23 protein-coding genes and 1 riboswitch are annotated in these 26,522 nt (G+C 45.2%); of the genes, 4 read left to right on the top strand and 19 right to left on the bottom strand.

The window, feature by feature from the left end; all coding sequences use genetic code 11:
- Nucleotides 1-8: 8 nt before the first annotated feature.
- From tssA to tagH, 8 genes are all read right to left on the bottom strand, one after another.
- Nucleotides 9-1,103 (bottom strand): type VI secretion system protein TssA, encoded by a 1,095-nt coding sequence (gene tssA, locus ORJ00_RS11205; RefSeq protein WP_306126643.1) that lies wholly within the window; start codon nucleotides 1,101-1,103, stop codon nucleotides 9-11.
- An 83-nt stretch (nucleotides 1,104-1,186) separates the two neighbouring features.
- Nucleotides 1,187-1,954 (bottom strand): PP2C family protein-serine/threonine phosphatase, encoded by a 768-nt coding sequence (locus ORJ00_RS11200; RefSeq protein ID WP_305973555.1) that lies wholly within the window; start codon nucleotides 1,952-1,954, stop codon nucleotides 1,187-1,189.
- Nucleotides 1,951-2,652, bottom strand: a complete 702-nt coding sequence (gene tagF, locus ORJ00_RS11195) for a type VI secretion system-associated protein TagF (RefSeq protein WP_305973557.1) — start codon at nucleotides 2,650-2,652, stop codon at nucleotides 1,951-1,953. The genes ORJ00_RS11200 and tagF overlap by 4 nt, the downstream gene beginning before the upstream one ends.
- An 11-nt stretch (nucleotides 2,653-2,663) precedes the next feature.
- A complete protein-coding gene (gene tssM / locus ORJ00_RS11190) occupies nucleotides 2,664-6,212 on the bottom strand; it encodes a type VI secretion system membrane subunit TssM (RefSeq protein ID WP_306139883.1) in 3,549 nt (1,182 codons plus the stop codon).
- 15 nt (nucleotides 6,213-6,227) lie between these two features.
- Nucleotides 6,228-7,538 (bottom strand): type VI secretion system protein TssL, long form, encoded by a 1,311-nt coding sequence (gene tssL, locus ORJ00_RS11185; protein ID WP_306126640.1) that lies wholly within the window; start codon nucleotides 7,536-7,538, stop codon nucleotides 6,228-6,230.
- A 40-nt stretch (nucleotides 7,539-7,578) separates the two neighbouring features.
- Nucleotides 7,579-8,907, bottom strand: coding sequence for a type VI secretion system baseplate subunit TssK (gene tssK / locus ORJ00_RS11180; RefSeq protein ID WP_306139882.1), 1,329 nt, complete (start codon nucleotides 8,905-8,907; stop codon nucleotides 7,579-7,581).
- Nucleotides 8,908-8,936: 29 nt separating this feature from the next.
- Nucleotides 8,937-9,419, bottom strand: a complete 483-nt coding sequence (gene tssJ, locus ORJ00_RS11175; RefSeq protein ID WP_305973564.1) for a type VI secretion system lipoprotein TssJ — start codon at nucleotides 9,417-9,419, stop codon at nucleotides 8,937-8,939.
- A 47-nt stretch (nucleotides 9,420-9,466) separates the two neighbouring features.
- The gene (gene tagH / locus ORJ00_RS11170) at nucleotides 9,467-10,795 is read right to left on the bottom strand and encodes a type VI secretion system-associated FHA domain protein TagH (RefSeq protein ID WP_306139881.1); all 1,329 of its coding nucleotides are present in this window, start codon (nucleotides 10,793-10,795) and stop codon (nucleotides 9,467-9,469) included.
- Between the two features lie 176 nt (nucleotides 10,796-10,971).
- On the opposite strand from tagH, the gene ORJ00_RS11165 reads away from it, so the two are divergent.
- Entirely contained in the window at nucleotides 10,972-12,984 is a 2,013-nt protein-coding gene (locus ORJ00_RS11165; protein WP_306139880.1) for a serine/threonine-protein kinase, read from the top strand.
- A gap of 1 nt (nucleotide 12,985) precedes the next feature.
- Here the strand turns inward: ORJ00_RS11165 and ORJ00_RS11160 are convergent, their stop codons facing one another.
- The 5 genes from ORJ00_RS11160 to ORJ00_RS11140 all read right to left on the bottom strand — a co-directional run bounded on the left by ORJ00_RS11160 (nucleotide 12,986) and on the right by ORJ00_RS11140 (nucleotide 16,897).
- Nucleotides 12,986-13,801 (bottom strand): cobalamin-binding protein, encoded by an 816-nt coding sequence (locus ORJ00_RS11160; RefSeq protein ID WP_305973570.1) that lies wholly within the window; start codon nucleotides 13,799-13,801, stop codon nucleotides 12,986-12,988.
- Entirely contained in the window at nucleotides 13,798-14,403 is a 606-nt protein-coding gene (cobO, locus tag ORJ00_RS11155; protein WP_027670620.1) for a cob(I)yrinic acid a,c-diamide adenosyltransferase, read from the bottom strand. The genes ORJ00_RS11160 and cobO overlap by 4 nt, the downstream gene beginning before the upstream one ends.
- Nucleotides 14,404-14,412: 9 nt before the next feature.
- The gene (locus ORJ00_RS11150; protein ID WP_306139879.1) at nucleotides 14,413-15,405 is read right to left on the bottom strand and encodes a FecCD family ABC transporter permease; all 993 of its coding nucleotides are present in this window, start codon (nucleotides 15,403-15,405) and stop codon (nucleotides 14,413-14,415) included.
- On the bottom strand, nucleotides 15,405-16,178 hold the full coding sequence (locus ORJ00_RS11145) for an ABC transporter ATP-binding protein (RefSeq protein WP_037054023.1): 774 nt from the start codon (nucleotides 16,176-16,178) through the stop codon (nucleotides 15,405-15,407). The genes ORJ00_RS11150 and ORJ00_RS11145 overlap by 1 nt, the downstream gene beginning before the upstream one ends.
- A gap of 72 nt (nucleotides 16,179-16,250) precedes the next feature.
- Nucleotides 16,251-16,431, bottom strand: a riboswitch (cobalamin riboswitch).
- Between the two features lie 73 nt (nucleotides 16,432-16,504).
- Nucleotides 16,505-16,897, bottom strand: coding sequence for a hypothetical protein (locus ORJ00_RS11140; RefSeq protein ID WP_027670618.1), 393 nt, complete (start codon nucleotides 16,895-16,897; stop codon nucleotides 16,505-16,507).
- 194 nt (nucleotides 16,898-17,091) lie between these two features.
- Here ORJ00_RS11140 and ORJ00_RS11135 point away from each other — a divergent pair, with 194 nt between their 5' ends.
- Nucleotides 17,092-18,087: an extracellular catalytic domain type 2 short-chain-length polyhydroxyalkanoate depolymerase gene (locus ORJ00_RS11135; protein ID WP_306139878.1), complete on the top strand. Its 996-nt coding sequence runs from the start codon at nucleotides 17,092-17,094 to the stop codon at nucleotides 18,085-18,087.
- Here ORJ00_RS11135 and ORJ00_RS11130 read toward each other — a convergent pair.
- Both ORJ00_RS11130 and ORJ00_RS11125 read right to left on the bottom strand, forming a co-directional pair.
- Complete coding sequence (locus ORJ00_RS11130) at nucleotides 18,084-18,839, bottom strand: MipA/OmpV family protein (protein ID WP_306139877.1); 756 nt, start codon at nucleotides 18,837-18,839, stop codon at nucleotides 18,084-18,086. The genes ORJ00_RS11135 and ORJ00_RS11130 overlap by 4 nt on opposite strands.
- 165 nt (nucleotides 18,840-19,004) lie before the next feature.
- Nucleotides 19,005-20,282: an MgtC/SapB family protein gene (locus tag ORJ00_RS11125; RefSeq protein WP_306126634.1), complete on the bottom strand. Its 1,278-nt coding sequence runs from the start codon at nucleotides 20,280-20,282 to the stop codon at nucleotides 19,005-19,007.
- A 151-nt stretch (nucleotides 20,283-20,433) separates the two neighbouring features.
- On the opposite strand from ORJ00_RS11125, the gene ORJ00_RS11120 reads away from it, so the two are divergent.
- Nucleotides 20,434-20,985: a YaeQ family protein gene (locus ORJ00_RS11120; protein WP_306139876.1), complete on the top strand. Its 552-nt coding sequence runs from the start codon at nucleotides 20,434-20,436 to the stop codon at nucleotides 20,983-20,985.
- Between the two features lie 6 nt (nucleotides 20,986-20,991).
- Here ORJ00_RS11120 and ORJ00_RS11115 read toward each other — a convergent pair whose 3' ends face one another.
- The 4 genes from ORJ00_RS11115 to apbC all read right to left on the bottom strand — a co-directional run bounded on the left by ORJ00_RS11115 (nucleotide 20,992) and on the right by apbC (nucleotide 24,313).
- Nucleotides 20,992-21,567, bottom strand: a complete 576-nt coding sequence (locus ORJ00_RS11115; RefSeq protein ID WP_306139875.1) for a glutathione S-transferase family protein — start codon at nucleotides 21,565-21,567, stop codon at nucleotides 20,992-20,994.
- A complete protein-coding gene (locus tag ORJ00_RS11110; RefSeq protein ID WP_306139874.1) occupies nucleotides 21,564-22,487 on the bottom strand; it encodes a DMT family transporter in 924 nt (307 codons plus the stop codon). Before ORJ00_RS11110 ends, ORJ00_RS11115 begins: the two co-directional genes overlap by 4 nt.
- A 169-nt stretch (nucleotides 22,488-22,656) precedes the next feature.
- A complete protein-coding gene (gene dcd / locus ORJ00_RS11105; RefSeq protein WP_027672488.1) occupies nucleotides 22,657-23,247 on the bottom strand; it encodes a dCTP deaminase in 591 nt (196 codons plus the stop codon).
- 1 nt (nucleotide 23,248) lies between these two features.
- Nucleotides 23,249-24,313 carry an iron-sulfur cluster carrier protein ApbC gene (gene apbC / locus ORJ00_RS11100; RefSeq protein ID WP_306139873.1) on the bottom strand — a complete coding sequence of 355 codons (1,065 nt, stop codon included), beginning with the start codon at nucleotides 24,311-24,313 and terminating at the stop codon, nucleotides 23,249-23,251.
- A gap of 131 nt (nucleotides 24,314-24,444) precedes the next feature.
- On the opposite strand from apbC, the gene metG reads away from it, so the two are divergent.
- Entirely contained in the window at nucleotides 24,445-26,502 is a 2,058-nt protein-coding gene (gene metG / locus ORJ00_RS11095; protein WP_306139872.1) for a methionine--tRNA ligase, read from the top strand.
- Nucleotides 26,503-26,522 lie beyond the last annotated feature (20 nt).

Genomic DNA, 26,522 nt, shown 5'->3' with positions numbered 1-26,522 from the left:
ACCAGGTATTACTTTTGTTGCGGGATGCCCGCCAGCCGGAAGTAATGGTTACGGCTGTTATTATCGTCAATAAGCTCTTGCAGTAATTCAGGCAGGCTAAGCCCGCTCCAATGAACGACTTGCTCAAGCGCATAAGAAATCGGTGAATGAGGTTCTGTCTTGCGAAAAAATTCTGCGGCCTGCTTTAGGCTATTTAAAACTTGCTCTCGAGATTGCACTTGCTTACGCACTGGATCAGCGCCTTCGCCTTGTACTTCTTCCATCTCATCATTATGCAGTGCTTCTTCTTCAACCAGGGACGCCAGTTTTTCTGCACCAAGATAATTAACTGCATCAAGACATTTTTGCAGTGTCTTACTAATTGCACTGGTTGGTTGCGGCTCGCCATCCATGGCTGAATCCATGGCTTGTGACAGCAAATTAAACTCAGATATGGCAAGCTCTATTTGCTGTATAAGCTGTTTGTAAAAGCCAGCTGATGTTTCACTAACCGCATTTTTAATTTGTTCAAGACTTGCAATACCGGCATCAGCTTTTTGCTTCTGCCTTTTTTCGTCTTTACGGGAAATATCGGCTGCGCGTTCAAATTGCCAACAGGCATACTGGCCAAAGTTTGTAACATCTGTTAATGGAATACTGAGAATTGGCGTAATTAAAGCACCATCGCCTTCATAACCATTAAGCCCAATAAGCGGTGCAATCCGAGATTCCATGCCATCTTCATCGGGTAACGGATAAAGGTCTTGCCAAAAATGCTCTATTAGCAAACGAGTGGCTTTAAAACCTACAGCTAAACCAGAAAAACCGTGGGTACGGCACAGTGCTTCAATTAACCATGCTGAGTACTCAAGATCTTTTACTTCAGCACAAAGTATCTCAGGAATTTTTTCACTTAAAGGGCGCCAGTCGAGTGCTAAGGCTTGAAAATCTTCATCTTCGGCCAGTAAAGCACGCTCATTAGCTCTTGCCTGACCACGAATATCCTTAAGTTGGTAGTACTGTGATGTTGGTGAGATGTCTGAGCGCGGATCTATGCCTGCAGGTGCCGTTTCGCCAACCGCATTAATTAACTTTTCAAAATCAATTAATTCACTGTAATCCATCACAAAACCAATTTGAGATACCAATAAGTGAATTATGTTACTTTATTGTTTTATTGATGGCAACAGTGAAGTCACTATTTGCATCATTTAAGATATAAAGGAATTGTTTTATCTTTTTCGTTAATTAAATCGTCATTGAGATCAACTTTTATTACTATACAAGTTACATTATCCCGTGCACCAGCTACTAATGTAGAGTGCAACAGTGCTCTGTTGGCTTCAGCTATATTGCTGTGCGACAAATACTGACAAATCTCGGCATCCGATAATTCTTTATTTAGGCCATCACTGCACAACAGGAATATATCGCCCGGCTGCCAGACCCCGCTGACAATATCAATAGTTAAATACGGATCAACGCCAACGGCTCGTGTGATCACATTTGCCAACTCATGTTGTTCTGCTTCCTCGCTGTTAAGCAGTCCTTGTTCAACCATTTCATTAACCTGACTGTGATCTCGCGTGACCTGCTTAAGCACGTTATGTCGAAGTAAATAACCCCGACTATCACCGGCCCACATAAAGTGGTAATGCACTTTGTCGATAAACAGCGCAACAACAGTAGAGCCAGCCATATGTCCATCTAAGTGCTGTGCGCTATAAGCACACAGCTCTGTATTGGCTTGATGCAAGGCGTCGGTTATCAACTCTACAGATACCTGCTCTGAACGCTGCACAGCAACTTTAAGGGTATCAACTACTAACTGACTGGCAATATCACCAGCAGCGTGCCCTCCCATACCATCTGCAACTAACCAGACCCCACTGTCTGGCATATCCAGGCAAGCATCTTCATTGAGTTTACGCACTAAGCCCTTGTGAGTTTGCGCATGGGATACAAGTTTTCTCATTCTTTTGCTGCTCCACTGCAGTTAATATCCGCTGCCTGCCAATTCCAGCGATCCCAATTTCCATCAAGCATGGCGGCATACTGACTTACCTGAGGTAAACCACTACTTATTAACGTACAAGGGGTGACATGTTCTGAACCATCAGTCCACCACACACAGTACCGGCCAAATTGTTGACGATAGCTATGATGTAACAGCATTTCAGCATCAAGTTCGCTGTTGCTTTGTAACTTCCATGCTGGCCGTCCTTGCGCTGCGCTCATCTGGTTTGTGTTAACAGCCGGACTTTGCGGCCACGGCATATCAGTTTGTTGTAATGTGGCTAACCAGCTATCAAACTCAAATTCATCATCTAGTGTAAGCAAAATTTGCTGCTGTATTTCGGTAGTCCATTGTGACTGCATTCTTGCCTGTACCGGATTACATGACTGGGCACACGCCAGCGTAAATGGGAAATGGCGTCCAACCTGGTCTACGCTTGGCATCATGCTGCCTACTATGGACTCTTTGCCACATACTCCAGCAGACAAAGCAAAGTGCCAGATAGGGCTGGTCAGATAAATATCTAACCAATCCTGACCGAGCTGTTCACGACTCACCGCCATAACGGCTTGTAACCACTCGTTCCACGAGTCGATAAAACCTGCCGACAAGCCCTGAGCAAGAAAGTCACCTCTACTGGGGATCTTGCCGCACATTCCAATTTCATTTATAAACTTGCCGGACAACTGAACGTCTCCAATGCGTTATTCCAAAAAGGATTGTTTACAGTGTCAGGTACTAACTCTACCCGGGCTTTATTTCCTTGCACCGCCAGATGCAAAATGCGGTCAGTACGGGTTTGTGGCCGGCTCTGCGCCAATTGGTCTAGTAACCGAAACCAAGACCATTCACCTTTTTCAGTGATATTTGATGAAAGACCTGAATTGGCTGGTGTAAACACCAGCCTTGTTTCTAACTTATTTCTATCGCCAGGCCAGAAAAATTGCTTCGAACGTGTCGGGCCATGACGGTAAGAAAGCTCCTGTCCATCTAATTCCACCAGCAAATGTGTAATATGCCGATCCAAATAAACCGGCTTAAGGCTGAAACCAACTTTCAGTTTCTGACTGCCGTCTTCAAAAAACGCTGACCTGATTTGTGCTGCACGCTGAAAGGTTTGCAGTACGCTTTGATCAAGACCAATGTCTTTCTTAAAAGTCCAGTTAGATCGACTCGTATTTACAAACGACTGAAGATATTCTTTAAAAAAGCTGTCTAAAGTGCCGTCATAACCAAAAAATCTTTCGAAATCTCGCAGCTTAATGTCTTTATCACTGCGGCGGTTTAATGGATAGCGGCCAGAAAGTGCTTGTTTATACTCAGCTAAAACCGTGCCTTGCCATGCTTCATTGATAAATTGACGACTGCCTTTTGCAAACAGCTCGCTGGTATTAACCGATAGCTCACCCAGCCAGTCTGAAAATGGTGCAGGAATATCACTTTTCAGCCGGCGTAATGCGACGCTTAGCTCATTCCCCCCCTCACCGTTTAACTGGTTTACATATGCCTGCCTTGCCATACCACCAGGGATATACAAGCGCTCTAAATAGTCATGATACATACCACTGGTTTGAGCAATTTGTTCAAGCTTCGCTTCGCTGATGTTTAACAAATCAGTAAATGCCCGCTCGACATATTTACCCGGTAATTGCTCACTTAATGCCGACATATCATCAGGCAATAAGCGCGTTATACGTGTGGTTTGGCTGGAAAACTGTGTTTGAGCCACCTTACCGGCAACATCTTTTGCCATATTTGCTTGAGCAGACTCAGGTAAGCTAGTCAGGCGGACATTTTGTTGTACAGCCCGGATGATATTCTGTACCGGTTGTTCCGGCCCGGACAGCACCTTAGTAACAAAAACACCCTGTTCAACATTCGTGACCTTACTAATAGTGATATCGTCCAACAACTCCTGCCATAAGTACGCATAATCGCGTAAATATTTTTCGGTTACTTTGTCAGATAACGTACTGTCGGTTGAAACAACACCATCGTCATTTTGTTCACCGTAAACCCAGCCTTCCTCCATCAAGCTTTTGATGATCCGACGCTTTTCTACATTAAACAGGCCATGAAACCCTTTGTAGGTGTACAGACCCGGTATGCCTTGCTGCAATGGCAAACCACTTTTTCGCTGTACCACTTTTACGCCGTCAGTGCCTAAGACATCAATAAGACGAAAATCTGGGATATGGCTTTTAACCAATTCAGTACGTATACGCTGATAAGCCCGTTCTGCCAGTGGCACGGTTAATAATAACTCTCTTGCTGCAATAACTGCCGACTCATCGTATTGCGCGCCTTTTACACCACTCTCAAGTAACGCTTGCAGGTGATTTTGTAATGATAAGCGCAGCGGCAAATTCACCTCTGATGGAAACTGCCTCTCTACATACAGCGCAAACCAAGAGCTAACTTGCTCTATATCAAACTGCTCTGGTTGAAATAACATTAAATAGGTTTTAAGCGTTTCGTACAGATAATCCCGGTGCTGAGCATTTAGTTGCATTTCTGCGGTAAGGCTTTGTAGCAAATAAGGTACAAAACTATGGTATAAGCCATACTCATAGGCTGTTTTAGCTGCCTGACCAAGCTTGTCACCTTGGTATAGACCCAGATTTTTCGGACCATCGGTCGGTAATACGCCAGAATAGCCTGCCGGTAAATCTCTTAGCAGATTCAGCTGTTCATTAAGCACAACAATATCGTCGTTCTGTCGCCCGGATGCAGTCATCTTTTCATAAGCATTGATTGACCCTGCTACCTCATCAACAAGTTCTGTATTCCAGTTGTAGCTACCAGCCCAAGCGACAAGTAACCAAGTTGCTGCAATAGCGGTACCGGCCAGGGCACCACGACGGATCCAGCGATGACGAGTTTTATGCTGCATGTTTACGGACGCAAGCTCGCGCTCAGGAATGACAATTTCCTCGAAGAAGCGCTTAATAAAGTAACCTTTACCTTCGCCGGTTTGACGACGTAACGGCGGTTCAGCTAAACCAAAGTTGGCTCCCAGTTGCGACATAATGCGATCAATTGGCACACCTTCCTGTGTGGCGCTGGCGATATAAACGCCTCGTAACATGGTCGCTTTTTCAAATGGATTAGGGGCAAAAATTTCTTTTAAAAAATCATCTGCAGCGCTTTGCAACAGGCGTAACTGACGCGGAAATTCGAAAATTGCCGCACGGTTCTCTAAATCATGTTCAAACTGCAGCCGGCTATAAAGCCGCTGCGTCAGTCGGTTAATAATGGCATGAAACTCTTTGTTAAATTGTGCAACGACGCCTTTATCATTGTCATCCTGACTGGCATCAAACGTCATGCCCCAAACTTGCTCGCGCTCTTCTTCGCTCAGATTGTCAAAATACTCGGTAAAACCAGCAATTAAGTCTGCTTTGGTAAACATCACATAAACCGGAAAGGTCATCCCTAACTGGTTCTGTAATTCCTGTACCCGTTGTTTTATCGCCCGTGCGTGTAAGTTACGTTCAGTGCGGGTTTGATTTAACAAATCAGCCAAACTAACAAATACAATAACGCCATTGATGGGTCGTCTTGGTCTGTTTTTACGCAACAAGCCAAGAAAGCCCTGCCATGCCGTAGAGTCCTGACCAGCATGACTATCTTGTGTGGTATAGCGCCCGGCGGTGTCAATAAGTACCGCCTGGTTGGTAAACCACCAGTCACACTGGCGGGTTCCACCGATACCTTCGATGGCATCAGCCCCCATATGCTCTTTTAATGGGAATTCCAGGCCTGAATTAAAAAGTGTTGTTGTTTTACCCGACCCCGGAGGGCCAATTAACATATACCAAGGTAGTTGATAGATATCTCTGGCTTTGCTGAATCTGGCATGCTTGAGGATATCCAACGCTTTTTGCATCCGCTCGCGAAGCACTTCGATATCGCGTCTGGCGAGTTCGTCATGCTGTTGGTGCTCTTCGCCGTTTAGCAAGGTATCCACAGCTTGTTTGTGAGAGCGACTCTCGCGTAAACCTTTAATATAGTGACTACCGCCCCAGATCAGCGCGATGACCAGTAGCGTAACCAAACGCGCGGTTGCACTGGCCAGGGGTTCATAACCCGCAATAGCCAGTAAAGGGCCACCAAACCAAATCAGTAATGCCAGTGCCAGCAGGCCTACGACAGTAATAAAAATACCGGATTTCATTGCTCTGAACACGGATTTCAGCGCTGTTTTAACACGCATAACAAGTCCCTTGAATTACTGTAACAAGTCTATTTCGACCCGACGGTTTAGTGTACGATTTGCCGCACTGTCATTAGGTGCAATTGGGTTGGCATCTCCATGCCCTTCCGGCCACAAACGACCTCGTAAATCTGCGCCAGCCGCTAATGCATCAGCCATAGCATTCGCTCTGGCGAGTGACAAATGCCAATTAGATGGATATTTACTAGTAAAAATAGGCAAGTCGTCGGTATACCCACTAACTAAGATTTTACCTTCAGTGCCTTCAAGCGCACGGGCAATTTTAGCCGCAACAGGTTGAAAACCTTCGTTAATACCGGTACTGCCAGAGTTAAACAGTTGGTCTAAGCCAACACGGATCCGAACTCGGTCTGGTAGCTCGATAACTTGCAGTAAATCCCGCCGAATTTCGGTTTGCAGTAGCTGCTGAAGCCGAATGGCATCTTGATGCGCTTTTGCTGTTGCAGGTTGTGGTACATCTTGCTGCCATACGACTAAACTATTCAACTTACGATGTACGTCGTTGGAATAGCTGTTTATTTGATAATTCAGATACATGTAACAACCCAGTAGTGCCGCAGCCACGACTGAACAGATAACCCAGAGTGGAAACTCCGCCTCTAATTGATTTGCTGCAACAACCTGACTACGCCAACCTGGAGATAATTCTCTGGCGGGCTCACCACGTTGACTTCGTATTGCTTTAAAAGCACGCTCTCTAAAGCCTTCAAGCTTTTCAAAACCGCGCTCTTCAATACGCATTTTTCCTACAAAACCAAAAGACAAACACAAGTACTGCAGTTCAAGTAGCAACAAGTGTTCTTGCGGTGAGGCGATAGCATTATCCAGCAGGGTAAAAAAGTACTCACCGCCGAAAGTTTCATTGTGAAAAGTGGACAACAAACTCTCTGTCGCCCAGTCACTGTTACCACCCCAAAGTGTATTCAGCACCATTTCATCGATAAAAGAGCACATACAGTATCGCGCTTTTTCAATTAATTCACTGCTGATATTTTTATAACGGAGCTGCTGTTCATATTGATTAATTAACTGAACGCATTGCGTTTTAAGCCCTGGTACATCCGCATGCTGCGTTGTGCTGCGAATGGGTGAAACCAGTGAAAACAGTGCACCAGCTTCATCTATTAGTAAATTGTCACTAATTGACAACACCTGCAGTTTTTGTGAACTTTCAGCACTACGCACATTTGCCGACATACGCGTTTTGTCATTGTCTCCGGTGTGCTCTGGCGCTTGCGCAGGCGCGCTTTGTTTTCCAACCAGCCGACCACCAGGGCGCGGTTTCATTACAGTTTTATCTGACATCCGTTGCTATCCATATTAATCATCAGAGGCGGCAAAACTGCTACACCTTTATCGCCCAAAGTTCTATCTTCAAACCGGGGTAATTTCCGGATAAATGAAGCGCTATACCACCGCTACTTGCTAACCGCTCCCAATAAATACTGCCTTTATCTAGCTGAAAGTAGTGATAGCCTGCATGGTACGGTACTTGTCTTGGTGCCACAGGCAAGCCCGTTACGGCTATGCCCGGTAGTTGGTTATTAACTAGTTCACGTATGTGTTCTACCGGACCAATTTTTAATCTGGCTGGTAGGTGTTTGCGAATATCATCTGCAGGAAGATCTGCAGATATCGCCAAGACAAACTGCGCATATTCAAGCAACGATTTGTCCGTTAACGGCGACACTAAAATACCAAACTTGGCTTGTTCTAATGGCAATGCTTGAGCGGTTTGCTCCAGCACGACACTCAGTGTCTGATTCATGATTACGCCAAGATTACCAAACACGGTTGTCAGATCATCGTGCTTGTATGCGGGAAACTCGGGCGGACGTTTCTGACGTGACGTAAACGTTGATAACTCACCTAACATTGACACCATCAAGCGATAAATGTGAAGTGGATGTTCGAGTACCCCGCTTTTCAAATGGAGTAGCATAGGCTCATAGCGATTCAACACTTGCAGCATAAGAAAATCTGATATCGAATTTGCAGTTCCCTGACTTTTGCCTAAACGATCTGCCAGTGCCTCAGCTCGCTGACATAACATGCCCAGAGCCTCACTGACAAAAGCCAGAAGTTGACCGTCTTGCTGAATATCTAACAGTGGCGGGATGAAGGTCTTTACTAACTTCACCTCTCCTTGTTCAGTGACTTCATGAATTCGGGCAACGGGAAGGCTGATAAATCCCCCCCGATCTTCTGATTCCAGCTTAAACAACAAACGTAGTTTAGCTAACTGTAATAATTCGGTCGCGTCTTCTGACAAACTGTTATCGGCAACACTGTGCTCACTAAAACCATATCGGCTAATGTGATTACCATCCAGGCTACTAATATTCTGAGATGACGTTTTATCCAGTGCCAAACATAAATACACTTGTTGGTCCCGGCTACTTTTCGGGATCTGCAGTGCCGTGGGTAATGCCTCAACCTGAGGTAACTGCAAAACGGTGCCATCGGGTAACAAGGCTTCTAACTCAGCCAATGCAAACTGGCCAAACTTCAGGCTTTGATGGTCAATACTAATACGCCGCACGCCCCAACCATATGGCAATTGCATTGCTAGTTGTTGTTGGCGGGTATAGTCGAAAAAACGCTCTTGCTGCTGAAAATGCTGCGGCCGAAGAAACAAACCTTCTGACCATGCGATCCGGCTGTAATCACTCATAATGCTCTTCCTTTGATCTACCGGTCTTTTTAGCGTTTGTGCTCTAAGTCATGCTCACGGATGTATACCGCTAGTTTGTCGACATAAACGTAAAAATCATCATATCCAGTCGGTTTTACATCAACCACCGCGCGCCACCTCGCACCTTCGATGTCACGATAGGCAGCAATAACGGCAACCGCTTTTGTCGCAGGTTGCAGCATCATGCGATATTCGTTACGCTGTCCGGGTTCAAACACCAACTCGTCTTTTTTTAGCAAGTCAGTGCGCAATGTTGCTTCCGGATTGTCATACAGGGCAAAAAAATCCTGACTTTCAAACACGGTTTTAGACGCTAATTCGTATACTTTTATAATCACTGGTGATGGGCGGTTATCTAAATCCGGATTAATATCAGACGCTACTCTAAAGTGTAGTGTTGTTGACGGCGGGAAAGTGGAATAAACCGCCTGACAGCCGGCTAACACAGCCAAACTAAGCAAAACCAAAATTGTCATTTTAATTGCATTCATATAAACCACTCCTGAAGGTTTCATTATGTATTGCCTTTGTCTGCCCATTATTTCTGACGTAAGAACGCCTCATAAGCACGGATAAAATCGTCATTAACACCTTGCTTATTTTTGTTATTAAGTTCGGCCGCTAAATCAATATGAAGCGCTTTATATCGTTGCCAAAATCTGGCCTGGCGCTGCGCTGGATTAACTCTGTCGACGAAACTGCCACCAAAATCTGTTGCTTCTATATTTTGTGGCGCTAGTTGTTGCAACAAGCCTTCCATCGCGCCACCGGCGCCAGCGACGATTGCAGATTCATGCCGGCTAATGTCAGCAAAAGCTTCGGCAATGGCCTGTTTCGCAGGCATAAAACTACTGCCTGGGCGGTTAAAAAGATTATGAAAAGCATCATCAATATTGGCGGAGAATTTCAGCGGGTTATTTTCACGCTGTTGGAATGTCGTTTGATTCACTCTAAATGTACTTTTAACATTCGAACGCTCACGCATCACCTCAATGACACCATGCAAGGATTGCTGAAACGCTTGGCCCAATTGTTCCCACCATTGCACAGAATTCATTAACTGTTGATTGGCTTCAGAAACGCCAAGCCCTCGAAGAAACGCAAGAAGGCAAGCTGGAGCATCATTGATGTTTTGCTGTGGTTCTATCGTATTAACGCGAGTCGCTACCGGCTTTGCCTGTGGAATTTCTGGCAAACCTTCGCTTTCTGTATTCAACCAGTCTGAGCCCCAGTCATCAGGGATAAGTGCTGTTGGTGCTGAAAAGTGGTCATCAAGTGTCATTTCACGTTGACGATTCTGAGCATGGTTACCCTCTGCACTATTAGCAGATTTAGGAGAGGCAACAGAATTAGAAGCGTTAATGGAATTAGTGGAAAATGTACTCACTGCGACATCCGCAATCGGAATGCCTGATAACGAAGACTGTCGCACGGCTGATGGTGTTGTTACATCTAAATTAACATGCGCGGTATTGTTAACCTTTGAATCATTGTCAACCAGTGCAACCTGGATCTCATAATCTCCCATACACAATACGTCGCCGTGTTGCAATACATGACGATTTCCTTGCCCCAACGCATCAACAGAGCGGTTAACAAAAAGTCCGTTGGTCGACTTATCTTCAACGCTAAATTCGCCATTTACATGGCATATAAGAGCATGTACGCCAGAGACAACGCGTTCTGGGTCTGGTAAAAACCAATCTGCCTGCTCGGAACGACCTAATGTTCCCCCTGCTGCATCAAAGCGTTTAACCGCTACTTGCCTAGGTGATAAACGGTGATAACTCACTACTGACAACTCTAGTAACATATCCCTTTGCCCCACATAACACCCCTGCTCGTCAGCATTTAAAACACAATTCATTTACTCTTAATGGGTGGCAAAGATTAAGTTAAATTTATTGTTGCGTCAACATTGCATCAATTAACATTTACGCAAATACAAAAGTGACTATCGTCTTTTTTTGTGAAATAATTGCTCGATAAAATTTAACGCATTGATTTAAACTTGCGAATATCTGGCAGAACAAGGAGTTAATTATGACGGAGCAGGACACAACCAGCGTTGACGGCTTGACGACAGATATTGCTGCAGACAACGATAAAACACGCTACGCAGTTAAACCAACGTCGCGTGCTAAACCAGCCGATACCGCGCTGGCCACAATAGAAGAAGGCATGCTAATTAAAGAGCGTTATTTACTGGAAAGTAAAATTGGCTCTGGCGGTATGAGTGACATTTATCGTGCTACCGATCTGTTTTTACAAAAAGCAGGCGTTGCCAATAGCACAGTGGCAATAAAAGTATTACAACAGCAATTTGTTGACCAGCCAGAAGCTCTGCAACTGCTATTACAGGAAGCCCATAAAACACAGCAACTGTCACACCCTAATATAGTGCGAGTGTTTGATGTCGATTGCGACCAACAACACTACTTCATTGTTATGGAATGCCTGGATGGTGAAAGTCTTGAACAAGTGATTAAACGCTATAAACCGAAAGGTTTACCGTTGAAATCTGCACTTAAATTATTGCAGCAAATAGCAGATGCACTGAATTTCGCTCACCAAACAGGCATTGTGCATGCAGATCTTAAACCTGCCAATATTATGGTTAATCGTGCCGGAGAGGTAAAAGTACTTGATTTTGGTGTGTCACAAAAACTGCAATTAAATCATGATATTTATGCAGCTGAACAACAAAGCCAAACTGCACCACTAAGCGGCTACACACCAGCTTATGCCAGCCCACAGTTATTGTCGGGCAACACACCTTGCGTTGCCGACGATTTATTCTCTTTTGCCTGTTTAAGTTATGAGTTGTTAACCAGTAAACATCCTTTTGAACGACTCCCTGCCGACAAAGCATTTGAACAAAAGAAACAAGCGAGTAAGCCTGCGCATTTAAATATTCTGCAATGGCAGGCATTAAAACAGGCATTACAGTTTGATGCATTGCAACGAAAAAGCAGTATCAGCAAGTTAATGCGTCAGTTTAATGCCCAGTTGTGGCAACACACTGCTGTCGCCGCTGCGGTTTTAGTAACATGCTGGGGTGGCTGGTATTATTATCAACAAAACCAAACCATATTAACTAGCTACGAGCAACGATTGGCTGATACAACAGCAGAGCAGCAACAATATCAAAAGCTAGCCGAGGGCGACGTTAGCCAATTGCTTAATGTAATAGCGTTAGCTGAGACAAACCCGCTGCAACGCGATGCGCTATTAAGACAGCAACAAAATAAAGTATTAATGCATTTTGAACAGCAAATTGATCAACTGATCAGTGATCGTAGCTTTGCATATCCGAATTATCCTGAAATTGAGAAAATACTGGCGCAAGCCAGTGCGCTTTATCCTGATTCACATTATTTAGCCGGATTAAGTGCAAGTATGCTGCGCAGCAAACAAACAGCCATTGATGTATTGCGATCCCAATTAAATCAATTGTTACTCAATCAACAATATCAAAAACAGAATGATGCGCCAGATCTGTATAACATTAAGGCCGCACTAAAACGCGTCGATTTAAATTACGTTATAGAACCCGACACTGAAGAAACTGCAAGCTATATCGCCGCTTTTGAACAAGCAGTCTCGAGCAATGATGCCATCGCACTGCAGCAGCTTATTATGGCTGGAGAGCTAATTTTTGCGCAGCATCAAGACACGGCTGAATTAGTAACAAAAGGCCAGCAGCTAGCCAGTGCCGTTGATGCTATGGCATCTTATCGCAGAGCCGTTGAATTAGGTAATGCGGAAAGTTTCCCCTATCAGGCAGCAGAGTTATTTTACCAGCATAGTTTTTCTACCATGACTAACGAACTTGCTGTCAGCGAAAAAGCGGCTGAAATAGATGCAGTCTATGAAAAGCTTCAGCAATTTAGTTCGCTAGTTCCAAACGACTTTTCATTACATGTTGCCCTGCGTCGCAAGCTGGCTGATAAGTACCTTAGTTTGTCCGGACAACTATTACAGTCTAACCAGGTGCGAACAGCAGAACGTTTAATGCGTCGTGCAAATGAACTGATGAGTAGTGTAAATAGTTAAGTTAGCGAAAAGCATCAACACCCTCGCATAATTGCTGTATGCCCAGCAAAGTGCGGGGGGTCGTGCGATACAAATAATCTGCATTTACCGATAAAAACTGATGTTTTTGTACTGCAGGTAGTGTTACAAACCGCTGCCAAAAGCTGAAATCCGCAGCAAAATTAGGCCGCACCGGTTGAATGATAACCTCAGGCCTTGCTGCAACAACCTGCTCTATTCCCACCTGTGGATAGTCGCCTTTAACGTTTCTAAAAGTATTGTCCGCTGCACATAACGTTAGCATTTGCTGCGGCCAGGCATTGTTCGCGACGGTGCTAACTGGAGCGGTTCCCATAGCAAAGAATACGGGTACAGGAGCTTTATGCTGATACTTACTGCGCAGCGCTGATAATTGGCGAGTAAAACGATTTGCTTCTTCATTCGCGATGTCTTGCATGCCTACTCGCTTTCCTATCATGCGAAGTTCTTTAGCAATATCTTCCAATGTAATGGGATCTGAAAAGGCGACGTTAACGCCAAATTGTTGTAAGCGCTTTATATCTGACTGCGGATTCCCTGTACGCCATGCAATGACTAAATCGGGCTTTAGTGCCAGTACCGCTTCTATATTAACGCTGGCATAACTCGCTACACGAGGTAACGTTTGTGCTTCGGATGGAAAATCACTGTAATCACTTACTGCAACGAGTCTGTCTCCTGCGCCGATGGCGTATAGCATTTCGGTGATATGAGGCGCCAGCGCGACAATGCGTTGCGGGTTGGGTTCTGCCTGTGCAGCAACATTAAACAAAACACAGAGCAATAATAGTTGCCTCACCAATCCACTCCACGCTGCGCCTTAATGCCATGGTCAAACGCATGTTTAACGTTTTGCACCTCGCTAACCGTATCTGCAAGTTCAATTAGACGGCGATGACACGCCCGTCCCGTAATAACAACATGCTGTTTTACCGGTCGGTTTAGCAAGGCCTTTTCTATGCGCTCTAGAGATAAATAGTGGTAACTCAGCATGTACGTCAGTTCATCTAACAACACCATGTCAATTGACGGGTCAGCTAAGAATCGCTCTGCCTGCAACCAAACGCGCTCTGCTGCATCGATGTCAGCAGCTTTGTCCTGAGTGTCCCAGGTAAAACCCGTTGCCATTACGGCAAATTGAACACCATGCTCCTCAAGTAAGTTACGTTCGCCGCACTCCCAGCTGCCTTTAATAAACTGCACCACCGCTGCAGTAAACCCATGTCCAACCGCGCGCGCAACCGTACCAAAACCTGAAGTAGACTTTCCTTTACCATTACCGGTAATCACCAGTAACAATCCTTTGTCATCTGTGGCCGCAGCAATAGCGCTATCAACCTGAGTTTTTAGTCGCTGCTGACGTTCACGGTGGCGTTGTTGTTTTAGCTGTTCTGTTGTCATATCACTTCGCTATAGCCGTTGCCGGCGCATGATTAAAAGAAAAAATATACTGCCCACTAACGACGTAATAACACCCAGTGGAATCTCCTGCTGTGGCAGCACTGTACGTGCTACATTATCCACCCAGATCATAAACAATGCGCCAATAATGGCTGAGCCAAATAACAATCGTACTGATGTAACACCAAAAAAATGTCTAACGATATGCGGCACCATTAACCCGACAAAGGCGATACCACCACATTGTGAAACTATACAAGCGGTTAACAGTGCTGTTGCTAATAACAAAACCAAACGCAAACGTAAGGTATTCACTCCAAGTGTACGGGCGCTTTCATCACTGAGTAATAAGGCGTCAAGCTGACGGCGCAGTGCCAGCGCCAGTAAAAGTACTAGTAATACTATAGGAGCTAGCAGCAACACACTTAACCAGTCGGTTCGGCTTAAACTCCCCATTAACCAAAACATAATGCGATTTGCGGCAAAGGGTTCAGCAAAGTAGAGTACAAAGCTGCTAATCGCACTTAGCATAAAAGATACTGCCACGCCGGCCAGTAAAGTAATTTCTACTTTGCGCCAGTGTTGTCCGGCACACACTACAAAAACCAGTAACACCGCAAACAATGCCCCAACAAATGCACCCAGCGCCATACTAATAAGGTGTGGCGGCAAGACAACGCTCACCAAGGTAGCACCTAAGCCTGCTCCGGCCATCAAACCAAACAGATAGGGATCCGCTAATGGATTACGACTGGCGTTTTGCAAAATAGCGCCGGAAATGGCTAAACCGGCGCCGACTAACACCGCACAGAGCAATCGGGGTAAGCGGATTTGAAAAATTATTGTTTCGGTTAAGTCTGACTGCGTAGCATGACCAACCAACACGTTAAATACATCGGTCAAAGAGATATTCACACTACCTAATGTCAGACTTATTAGCATACTGGCAAGTAATAACAGTATAGATAACCCCATGGCCAACCGATAATGCCGTTTTAACATCAGTGGGCTCCTTGGTTAGGCATAAACGTGACCTGGAGCTTGTTAAGCAACGGGTGCATTGTTACCTCGCAGGCTAAGCCAAACACTTGTTGCAGTAACTCACTTCGCAACACCTGCTCCGGTGTGCCAAAAGCACACTGCTGACCTTGGTTTAATAGCAGTATTTTGTCGCAATATAACGCTGCAAGGTTAAGATCATGCAGGCAAGCTAACGCGGGAATACCCAAGCCGCTAACAAGCTGAAGTACCTGATGCTGATACAATACATCTAAATGATTTGTCGGTTCATCCAATAACAACAATGCAGGTCGTTGCACTAGTGCACGGGCAATATAAAGCCGCTGGAGTTCACCACCAGATAAGCTATCAATCAGTTGATTAGCTTTACCGTTTAAACCTACCTTTTGCAAAGCTTGCGCAACGATGTGTCTATCGTGACTATGATTTAACTCAAACCAGTTTTTATGAGGTAACAGCCCCATAGTCGCAACTTGCTCAACCGTGAGCGCAAACAAAGGTGCGGGGTTTTGACTAACAACGGCGACAGTTTTAGCCAGCTCAGCCGTTTTATAGTGCAGTAAGGGGCGTTGTTGTAGCAGAATTTGTCCGTTGTCTGCGGCTAATGCCCCCTGTACAACGCGCAATAAGCTGCTTTTTCCTGCGCCATTGGGGCCTATAACACCAATAAACTCGCCTGGAGCCAAAACAAAATTAACATTTTGTAGCACCGCTTGGTTTCCAAGCGTAAGCGAAACAGCTGACAGCTTTAGCAAAACCCACTCCTGACAATAGCAGCAGAGAGCCTTACACAAAGGCACTGGTGCTGCTGTGAACTCCCGCACAGAGGCGTAACTAGGGCTTAGGCAGGTCTCCTGACTTAAAGTGATAACCCACAATCGCCTTCCCAGCCCTTAGGGCCAGTGGCATTTGATTGCAGCACTTATTACAGTTGCGGGGACAGTGCAGGCATTTCACCTGTTTCCCTTTTAAGCAGGCATAGCCTACACCAAAGCAAGACGTAGTGTACCAGAAAACATTTTATCTGGACAAAGTGAAACCGCCAGCAATAAGCTGGCGGTTTTGGATGTGCGAAGTAATGTTACTCTAACGCGCTAAGCAAGGTTTTATCTAAGCCATCTTCGGTCAGTATCTTAACAACAGCCTGACAATGCTCAACGGTAAAATCGCCTTCAGCAATTTGCGTATTTAACATGTTACGGCGTTTCATCACTATATCAGCAACCATTTTTTGGTTTGCCCCGTCAACGCCGCCCATTTTGCTGTAAAGCTTATCCAAATAGGGATATAAACTTTTCTCTGCATCATAAGCCGCAGAACGCACAGCAGGATGGAAATCTTCACACGCGTTTAAATTCAGCAAGTAAAAATTCAGATAACCGGCAACGGTCACCAGTTTGTAATCTTGAGTATTTGCTACAGCGGCCGAGGAAAACGCTACGGCAGCAATCATTGCACTGGCCCATTTTTTCATTATGACGTCCTGTTTTTCATCTAGCACTGCTGTTCAATCTAACCAGAAAGTGCTGTTTTTGCAATGTTAAGTTGCTAAAAAGCGTGTATGCCATTTTACTGTAGTATAACTTTGTTGCTGTACTAAAGCCTTATTGTCTATTCATACGGTATGTGCGAAATATAGTTTATAACACTGCAATTTCAGGATCCCTCATGCAAGCACGTAATTTATCAATATTTACGCTGTTATCGGCGATAAGCTATGGCGCATTAGCAACATCACCAATACCAGAACTACAGTTAACGAAACAAATTACGCTATCGGGTTTGTCAAGCGGCGCCTACATGGCTGGACAATATCACCAAGCTTTCGCTGAACAAGTAGAAGGTGTTGCTATGCTGGCTGGAGGGCCGGTGTATTGTGCTCAAAATAGTCTTGGTCTCGCCTTAGAGCATTGCTTTAACAAAGCCACCAGCGCGCCAGATCTTGAAGCTATTGAAAACTACTTAACTGAAAAGCGCCAAACGCAAAAGCTGGCACCATTGTCTGCTCTTGCTGATGACAATGTATGGATATTTAGTGGTACGAAGGACACTACCGTACATCCCAAGCTAGCTCAGGCGCTGTATAAACAGTATACGCAGTGGGTGAAACCCGAGCATATTGTGCTGATTAATGACATGGCTTTTGGTCATACCTTTCCAACAGACAGAACTGATCTTGGGGCCTGTGACATATCAGAACCACCTTATCTGGCCAGTTGTCATTACGATGCGGCAGGCGCGTTACTACAACATTTACTGGGCACTATCAAAGGCAAAAGTGAAACATCAACTGGTAACCTATTAAAAATTAACCAGTTTCAGATGTCCGAAGCGGCAAAAAGCACCCTGGCTGAAACAGGCTACTTATACGTGCCACAAACTTGTGCTGCAGGTGCATCGTGCCGGCTACATGTTAGTTTTCATGGTTGCAAGCAAGATGCGGCCAGTGTTGGTGAGGCCTATGTTGCTGGCACCGGTCTGAATAACTATGCTGACACCAATAATATTGTAGTGCTTTATCCACAAACCACGGCAAGTAGTATTAACCCGTTTAATCCAAACGCGTGTTGGGATTGGTGGGGTTACACTGGCTCTGAGTATACCACCCGCGACGGTAGTCAGTTGCAGGCTGTATATCAGTTGGTGCAAGCGTTACAGCATTAGAAAAATGTCGACCAGGACAAAAACGCTGACAGCCCGGTATCACGATCAGTTAACGGGCTGTTGCTAATGCTGCTGTCATACCAATGATGCTCGATACCGAGTCGGGTCATTCCACCGAAAAATAATGGCGTACTAAAAGACACTCCTGCATTGTAATTAAAAGCGCCTCCGGCGTTATAAGCCAGACGATCAGCGGTAGCTTCTTCTACCGGAACACCGTAATAGTAGTTAATCAACTTGTTATCAGAATAACTAACACCCACTTTAGGCTCAATCACAACAGGACCTGCCCGATAGCTATAGCTCAATGCTAGTTTTGACTCCTGTCCATTGGAGTTGCCCAACAAATCAAATACTGTATCGGCTTCGAGCAACCAGGCTTGTTGGCGCAGTTGCACACCAAACCCGCCATCAAGTGAATTTTTTCTTTTTGCCATGCCCACAAACACACTGCTGTCAGACTGGTCAAACCCGGCAAATCTCGGTGCAAGCTTTGCGCTAAAACTAATATTGCCAAAATCTACCAGGGTGTAACTGGCAAAAGGTCCGTAAACTGACAATTTTTCACCGCGATATCCTAATATAGGTAACGGTATTGTACGGTTACTATACCCACGATAAATCTCCTGATTTACGCCAATACCAATGCCATACAAAAATCCCTGAGGGGCAGCATTTTGCGCCAACGCAGAAGTAGTGCATAGCATGGCAACACCTAAAACTGCTGCTGAAAAATAACGACTCACGCTCATTTGATAACCTTATATTAAATAATATTCTGCACATAACAGCACAGGTTGCTGACAATTTGATTACGCAATTCAATGCCAAACCGATCTATCAATGATGCTATCCCCTGCACGGCGCAAACACCCTCTAAAATGATTCATTGATAGCAAATGAGTTTGTTAAATAGCTTAACCAATTAGCAATACGAGTAGTCCCAGCGCCAATATTATTACTGTCGCAACAGCCAGTTTATTCGCTAACGCCCTCCCACCAAGCACAAACACGAGTGCCCATTTAACCACCGTGTTACTCAACGCCGCTATCGTAACGGCACCTGCGGCTAATGCTAAACCGTCAGGTGTGCGTTTGGCATATTCTGCCATCGACAAGCTAATTGCATCAACATCTGTCAATCCAGCGATGGCAGCAAGTAAGTACAGCCCTTCATCAACTGCATATTGTTCCGTAAGTTTGACCAATAACAAAATGCCCGCGAAGGCCGCGCCAAATTTTATCGCTGCAAGCAAGCTAAAAGGGTTAGCCATTTTAACTGCACTTTGCTGAGGTGCTTGAAAACGCTCTCTGCCTCGCCAATAGTGAAATGCAGCTAATATTGCTACCGCCGCAGCCATCGTACTAAAAGGCACTAGCAAGTACGTCAATAACGGGTCAAAAACGATACTCACCATCACCAACACACGAATAAACATCACTAACCATGCCAATAATACGCCACAGGCTTGTGTGTTGGCTGCCAGAGGATCGCCCTCTAACTTCGAGCTGCGAGCAAAACTTAGGGTAACTGCCGTTGATGATGCCAAACCACCACTGATTCCCATTAATACACTGCCACGCGCACTGCCTAACCATCGCACCGCGACATAGCCAAGCAAGGAAATTGACGAAATAAGAATAACTAAAAGCCAAAGCTTGTAAGGATTGAGAGCTTGCCAGGGATCAATAGGGTGATTAGGTAGCAACGGCAATACAATAAAACTGGCGATGAGCAGTTTCACGCCAGCGTATAAATCATCAGTGCCTATTTTACTTACCATTCCATGCAAAGGCTGTTTAAACGTTAATACAGCCGAAGTTAAAATTGCCAGCATCACGGCAAGTTCAGCGTAACCATACATTACAGCGCCGCCCAACAAAGATACCGTAATGGCACTAACCTCTGTGGTTATCCCCGCTGCTGCGGTATTTTTGTTTTCCAACACATAAGCAGTCATCACCGCAACCGCGACAACAAAAATGGTAATAATAAATACCCAGTGTGACTGCAAATTTAATGACAGCCAGGCAGAGACGGCACCCGCCTGAGCAAGCAAAATAAAGGTTCTTAACCCGGCAAAGCTGGTTGGCTGCTCGTCACGACGATGCTTTTCACGCTCGATACCGACTAAAGCCCCTAACATCAGTGCAATTAAAAAATTTTGGACTATTGCAAAATCGAACTCTGACATTTTGTTTAAACTCAGTTATTTAGCTTGTTTCAATCCCAGCATAGCCTAGTTTGCACGGTGTGGGCAGTACAAGGAAAACAAAGAGTTAAATTGAGCAATTCCAGCTAGCACGTTACACTCGCAGCCTGAAATTTTGTTAGTGAGTTTAGTTATGGCATTAAAAGCCACGGTATTTAAAGTGCAGTTGCAAATTGCGGACATGGATAGACATTACTATCAGGATCATAGCCTGACATTGGCACAGCACCCATCTGAAAACGACGAGCGAATGATGGTTCGCCTGCTAGCATTTATATTAAACGCCAGTGAAACCTTAAGCTTTACCAAAGGGCTGAGTACGGAAGATGATGAGCCAGAACTTTGGGATAAGGCCTTAAGCGGTGAAATTAACCTATGGGTAGAATTTGGTCAAAGTGACGAAAAATGGCTACGTAAAGCCGCAGGTCGGGCTAAACAGGTGCAGTTATTCTGCTACGGTGGCCGCAGTGTGCCCGTTTGGTGGAAAAACAACGAACAAGCACTAGCCCGTTATCAAAACTTAACCGTGATTGAAATCCCCGAAGACGCGGTAAAAGCCATAGCAAAGCTGGTCGATCGAAACATGAGTTTGCAATGCAATATCAGTGAAAATCAGATTTGGCTATCAAATGCGGATCAAAGTGTTCTTATCGAGCCTGTGCCGCTAAAAGCGGCACAGATTTAGTACTTACTAACTTAAACGCGGATCAGTTTGCGTTATCCCGTTTTGCTTAGCGTTATCTGCAACAAACTGCAGCAAAGCGGGATAGTCGTCCAGTTCAACCAATTCACGAAACAGTGTCCAATCAATTAAACTGTATAATGCCATCGCGACATAATCCCACTTGGCAAACTCTGCATTTGCAGCCTGCTGCTCCAGCACATACAACGAGGTCGCTACCCGCTCGCGTTGTAAATTGAAAAACAATTTATCTTCAGCGGTATCCATACCACTGCGGTTGCACTGAAGTAACATAACCAAAGAGTCACTCACAGCATTGATGACGATAAGCTGGTTTTCCTGATACCAGTTAAGCGCGGTGAGGGCCAGCTTTGCAGATAAATAGCGAAAAATAACACCTGAATCAAATATCACCTGTGCGTCGTCTTCCAACATTGGAATGCGCAATGTCGGGTTTATCGATGCTAATATCTCGCGATCAGGCCCGGCAAAAATATTCAAGTTAATAAACTCATAAGGACGACTAGCCAACAGTAAGCGAATACGCCGGACATAGGGTGACGTTTGTGAGCCATATAATTTCATCTTAATTCCTTATTCGGTAACTTATTCGGTTCATTAGTCGCAATGTTATACCTTAGCGTGTTAAGGCTAAATCCACTAACCAAGGCAGTGCCACAGATCACCGTAGCCGCGCCCACTAGAGTATGCCAGCCTATAATCTCGTCTAAAAAAACGTGGCCCCAAAGTACGCCAAATACAGGGATAAGAAACGTCACTGTTAGTGTGGGTGTCGCACCTAAATCCTGTACCAGTCTAAAATACAACAAATAAGCCACGCCTGTGCAAACAACACCCAATGCCAGCACTGCAAGTAAACTCTGTTGTGCCGGTTCAGTAACGGGTAGCGGTATAAACCAAAGAAGTGGTAGCAGCCACAAACTTGCGCCCCACATACTGCCATGTGCATTAATAAAGGTAGGTACCGGTTTAGCCAAACGCGTATACCAGGTAGCAATGCCGTAACAACATGCCGCTCCAGCTGCAGCAGCAATAGCGGTTAACGCGGCAGGATCAGTAACAATGGCGTCAAAGCCGACTAAAATAGCAACACCACAAATACCTAAGAATAAACCCAGTACCATTCTTATTGACATTTTTTGGCGAAAAAACAACCAACCGATTAATGCCCCCCAAAGCGGAGCTGTAGCATTAAGCACCGCCAGTAATGAGGCAGTTAACGTTTGCGCTGCGTAAGCAAAAAGCAAAAAAGGTAAGGCGGTATTAAACAAGCTTAACAACACAAAATGCATGGCGAATTGCCTTAGCGGAAGTGCGCGTTTAAAGGCAATAGCCACTAACGCTAGAAACACTGCTGCTGACAACACCCTACCAAACATCAACCATGCGGGGCCTAGCTCTGGCACCGCCATCCGCATAAATAAAAAAGACGCGCCCCAGATAGCCGCCAACAAAAATAATCGCGCCAGGCTGGCCAAATCCATCGCACTCTCCCATGTTAAAATTATGCTGTAAAAGGCGTAAATAATTTGCCCGTCGATATTGCCAAGCTATGCAACTTTATTGCATAATCATTACGCTTCATTTTTGCTTTATAGCTTTTGGCCCACGCGATTGCGTGGGCTTTTTATTTGCGGTAAGAGAACTTAACTATTAGCCTTTGTCGTCGTGGCCTATTCTACTGGCAACAGCGCCTGTTTGCTGTTGGTACTTAGCATCAAGTCTTTTGTTGTATGGTCTGTCGGCAGGTCCCGTCATCAATTCAAAGTTAAGCGCACCAATTTTCATCTTTGGCCGAAGCGCCAAAGGCAATTTTCCGCTGTTATAAAATTCCAGCACAATATTTCCAGACCAACCCGGATCAATACGATGTGCTGTGACATGCACCATTAAGCCTAACCTTGCCAGAGACGAACGACCGTCAAGCCAACCGACAATGTCATCCGGAAGTGTTACCGATTCCTGTGTCATTGCCAATGCCAACTCACCCGGATGCAAAATAAACTTGTCACCATCTGCAATATGTATTTCATCACTCATTACGCTGTTTAACGCTTTATCTACTTCTGCCCGTGGGCCACTTAAATCGATGTAAGGTGCGGCATGAGCCTGAAATACACGGAATTTATTACCCAGCCGAATATCAACACTTACGCCACTAATCATATCGACGTCGGGCTTAGGCTCGATAATAATTTTGCCTTCAGCTAAATAGCGCTCTATATCTCTGTCACACAGTCTCATGTTAATCGTCCGTTATAATAATTTCAGGTTGGCTTGCTGCTGTTGAAGTTGCTTGCCAATGCAGAGCCAACAACATTTGTCGGCAGATGGTACGGTAAATTTCAGCCACTGGCTGCTGCTTTAATACAGCAGGCACGCCAAGATCAGCTTGCTCACGAATATGCTTTTGCAACGGCAGCTGCCCCAGCACGGGCACCTGATAGCGTTCTGCCAGTACAAAACCGCCTTGGGTGCCAAAGATGTCATCATAAGCACCACACTGACTGCATTGATAAAAACTCATGTTTTCAATCAATCCCAACAGTGGAATATTAACCTGCCTAAACATACTGATAGCTTTTTCTGCATCACTTAATGCAACATCTTGCGGTGTTGTCACGACAACAGCAGCGGTAACCGGCAGCTTTTGAGACATTGTCAGTTGAATATCGCCGGTACCGGGTGGCATATCGACAATTAAATAATCCAGGTCTGGCCAAAGGGTTTCGTTTAGCAGCTGTAACAACGCCTGACTCGCCATAGGGCCCCGCCAGACAGAGGCTTGTTGTGGGTCGACTAAAAATCCAATGGATTGCAAATAAACACCATGAGCAAATTTGGGTTGCATCAGTTTATTATCTGATGAACTGATTTTCTCACCGCTAAGCCCCAACATGGTGGGAATTGAGGGACCATAAATATCTGCATCTAGCAGGCCAACCTTAGCGCCTTCCAGCGCCAGTGCCGCAGCCAAATTAACCGCCGTGGTCGATTTACCCACCCCTCCTTTGCCAGACGCGACAAGAATTATCTGTTTAATGTTTTTGTAAGTCGGTGGTAGTGCCAGTTGATAATCCAGCGCCAGCTGGTAATGAAATCCTGCGGCATCTAAAGCCTGCTGCAATGGCTCAGCGATAGACGTTAAAGGTAAATCCAGTGTGATCTGCAGTGTATTTTTTATCAGTCGGACGCGTGCAAGAATTAATGACAGCGGTGCGCCTGTATCGGGCAACGGCCAATGATGCAATAACTGCATTACAGCTTCAGGTAGAGGCTCAGTTTTGGCAGATTTAAACCAGTTAAACATCAGCAAGTTCCAAATTCAGGCTTTAACACGTTTTTTTAACGGATCCGGCCGTTGGCGGGTGCGGATCGACAGCAGCTAGTGTATCATTTAACGAAATTTTTTCAGTTATTTATGTAAAAGAGCAACGCTTAATGTCGACACGGAAAATTCTTGTTACCAGCGCTTTACCCTACGCCAATGGTCCAATTCACTTGGGTCACTTATTAGAATACATTCAAACAGATATCTGGGCGCGGTTTCAAAAAGCCCGTGGTCACGAATGCTATTACGTGTGCGCTGACGATGCACATGGCACACCTATTATGCTAAAAGCGCAGGAACGGGGTATTACGCCGGAGCAAATGATTGCCCAAACTAATATTGAACATCAGGCTGACTTTGCCGGTTTTGCTGTCAGCTTTGATAATTATCACTCAACGCACAGTGACGAGAACCGTGAATTCGCAAACTTAATTTATACAAAACTAAATGACGCAGGCTACATTAAGCGTAAAACCATCAGTCAGCTGTTCGACCCGGAAAAGCAGATGTTTCTGCCTGACCGCTTTGTTAAAGGCGATTGCCCAAAATGCGGCGCACTGGATCAAAACGGTGACAGCTGCGATGTCTGTGGCGCGACTTATAGCCCGACCGAAGTTAAGAATGCCCGCTCTGTGGTATCCGGCGCTACGCCGGTATTAAAAGACTCCGAGCACTATTTTTTCGATTTACCCGCTTTTAGCCAGATGTTGCAAGACTGGACCCGCAGCGGCAGCTTGCAGGAAGAAATGGCCAATAAGCTGCAGGAATGGTTTAAAGACGGTCTGCAAATGTGGGATATCAGCCGTGATGCGCCCTACTTCGGCTTTGAAATCCCTGGCGCACCGGGCAAATTCTTTTATGTATGGTTAGACGCGCCTATCGGCTATCTGGCCAGCTTTAAAAACCTGTGCGATAAAACCGGTATCGACTTTGACAGCTTCTGGAAGCTGGACTCCGATGCCGAGGTGTATCACTTTATCGGCAAGGATATTATTTATTTTCACAGCCTGTTCTGGCCTGCCATGCTGCATGGCGCTGGTATGCGCAAGCCTAACGCTATCTTTGCCCACGGCTTTGTTACGGTAAACGGCGCTAAGATGTCAAAATCGCGCGGTACCTTTATTAAAGCACGCACCTATTTGGATCATTTAAACCCAGAGTATCTGCGCTATTACTTTGCCTCTAAGCTAAGCAGTAGCATTATCGATTTGGATTTAAATCTGGATGACTTTAGTCAAAAGGTCAACGCCGATTTAGTGGGTAAAGTCGTCAATATCGCCAGCCGCTGTGCGAGTTTTATCACCAAACGTTTTGACGGAAGCTTATCTGCCACCGTTGCTGAACCAGCGCTGATGACTGAGTTTGTCAACGCAGGAGAAAGTATTGCCGAGAGTTTTGAAAATCGTGAGTTTGCCCGTGCTATCCGTGACATTATGACACTGGCAGACAAAGCGAATCAGTATATTGATGCTAAAGCGCCCTGGGTGCTGGTGAAAGATGACAGCAAACAGCAAGAAGCACACGACGTTTGCTCAATGGGCATTAACCTGTTCCGTGTTTTAATGCATTACTTAAAGCCAGTATTACCATTGATGGCAGCAGAGACTGAAGCCTTTTTAAATAGCGAGCTTAACTGGAGTAATTATAAACAGCCGTTAACCAACCACGCTATCAACCCGTTTAAAGCGTTAATGCAACGCGTCGATCCGGTTAAGATTAATGCCATGCTGGAAGCATCCAAAGAAAACCTACAACAACAGACAGTTACTACTGACACCACCGTGGGTAAAACTGCTAAGGTTCAAAAGGCTTCGAATACTGAGCGTGAGCCTATCAGCGATACTATCAGCATTGACGATTTTGCAAAAATTGATTTGCGTGTTGCGAAAATTATCAAAGCCAGCGCCGTTGAAGGTGCAGATAAACTGGTACAGCTGCAGTTGGATATTGGTGGTGGTGAAACAAGACAAGTATTTGCAGGTATTAAAGCCGCATATAGTCCCGAGCAGTTAGAGGGTCGCTTAACAGTAATGGTTGCCAATCTGGCACCACGTAAAATGCGTTTCGGCCTATCTGAAGGCATGGTGTTAGCCGCTGGCCCTGGTGGCAGTGATTTGTTTATTTTGTCACCAGACGAGGGTGCACAACCCGGTATGCGAGTAAAATAACGCTTCAGGCAGCGTTAGCT

The sequence above is a fragment of the Rheinheimera baltica genome, assembly GCF_030731985.1.
GTDB lineage: Bacteria > Pseudomonadota > Gammaproteobacteria > Enterobacterales > Alteromonadaceae > Alishewanella > Alishewanella baltica.
This window is presented reverse-complemented; position numbering and strand designations above follow the sequence as displayed.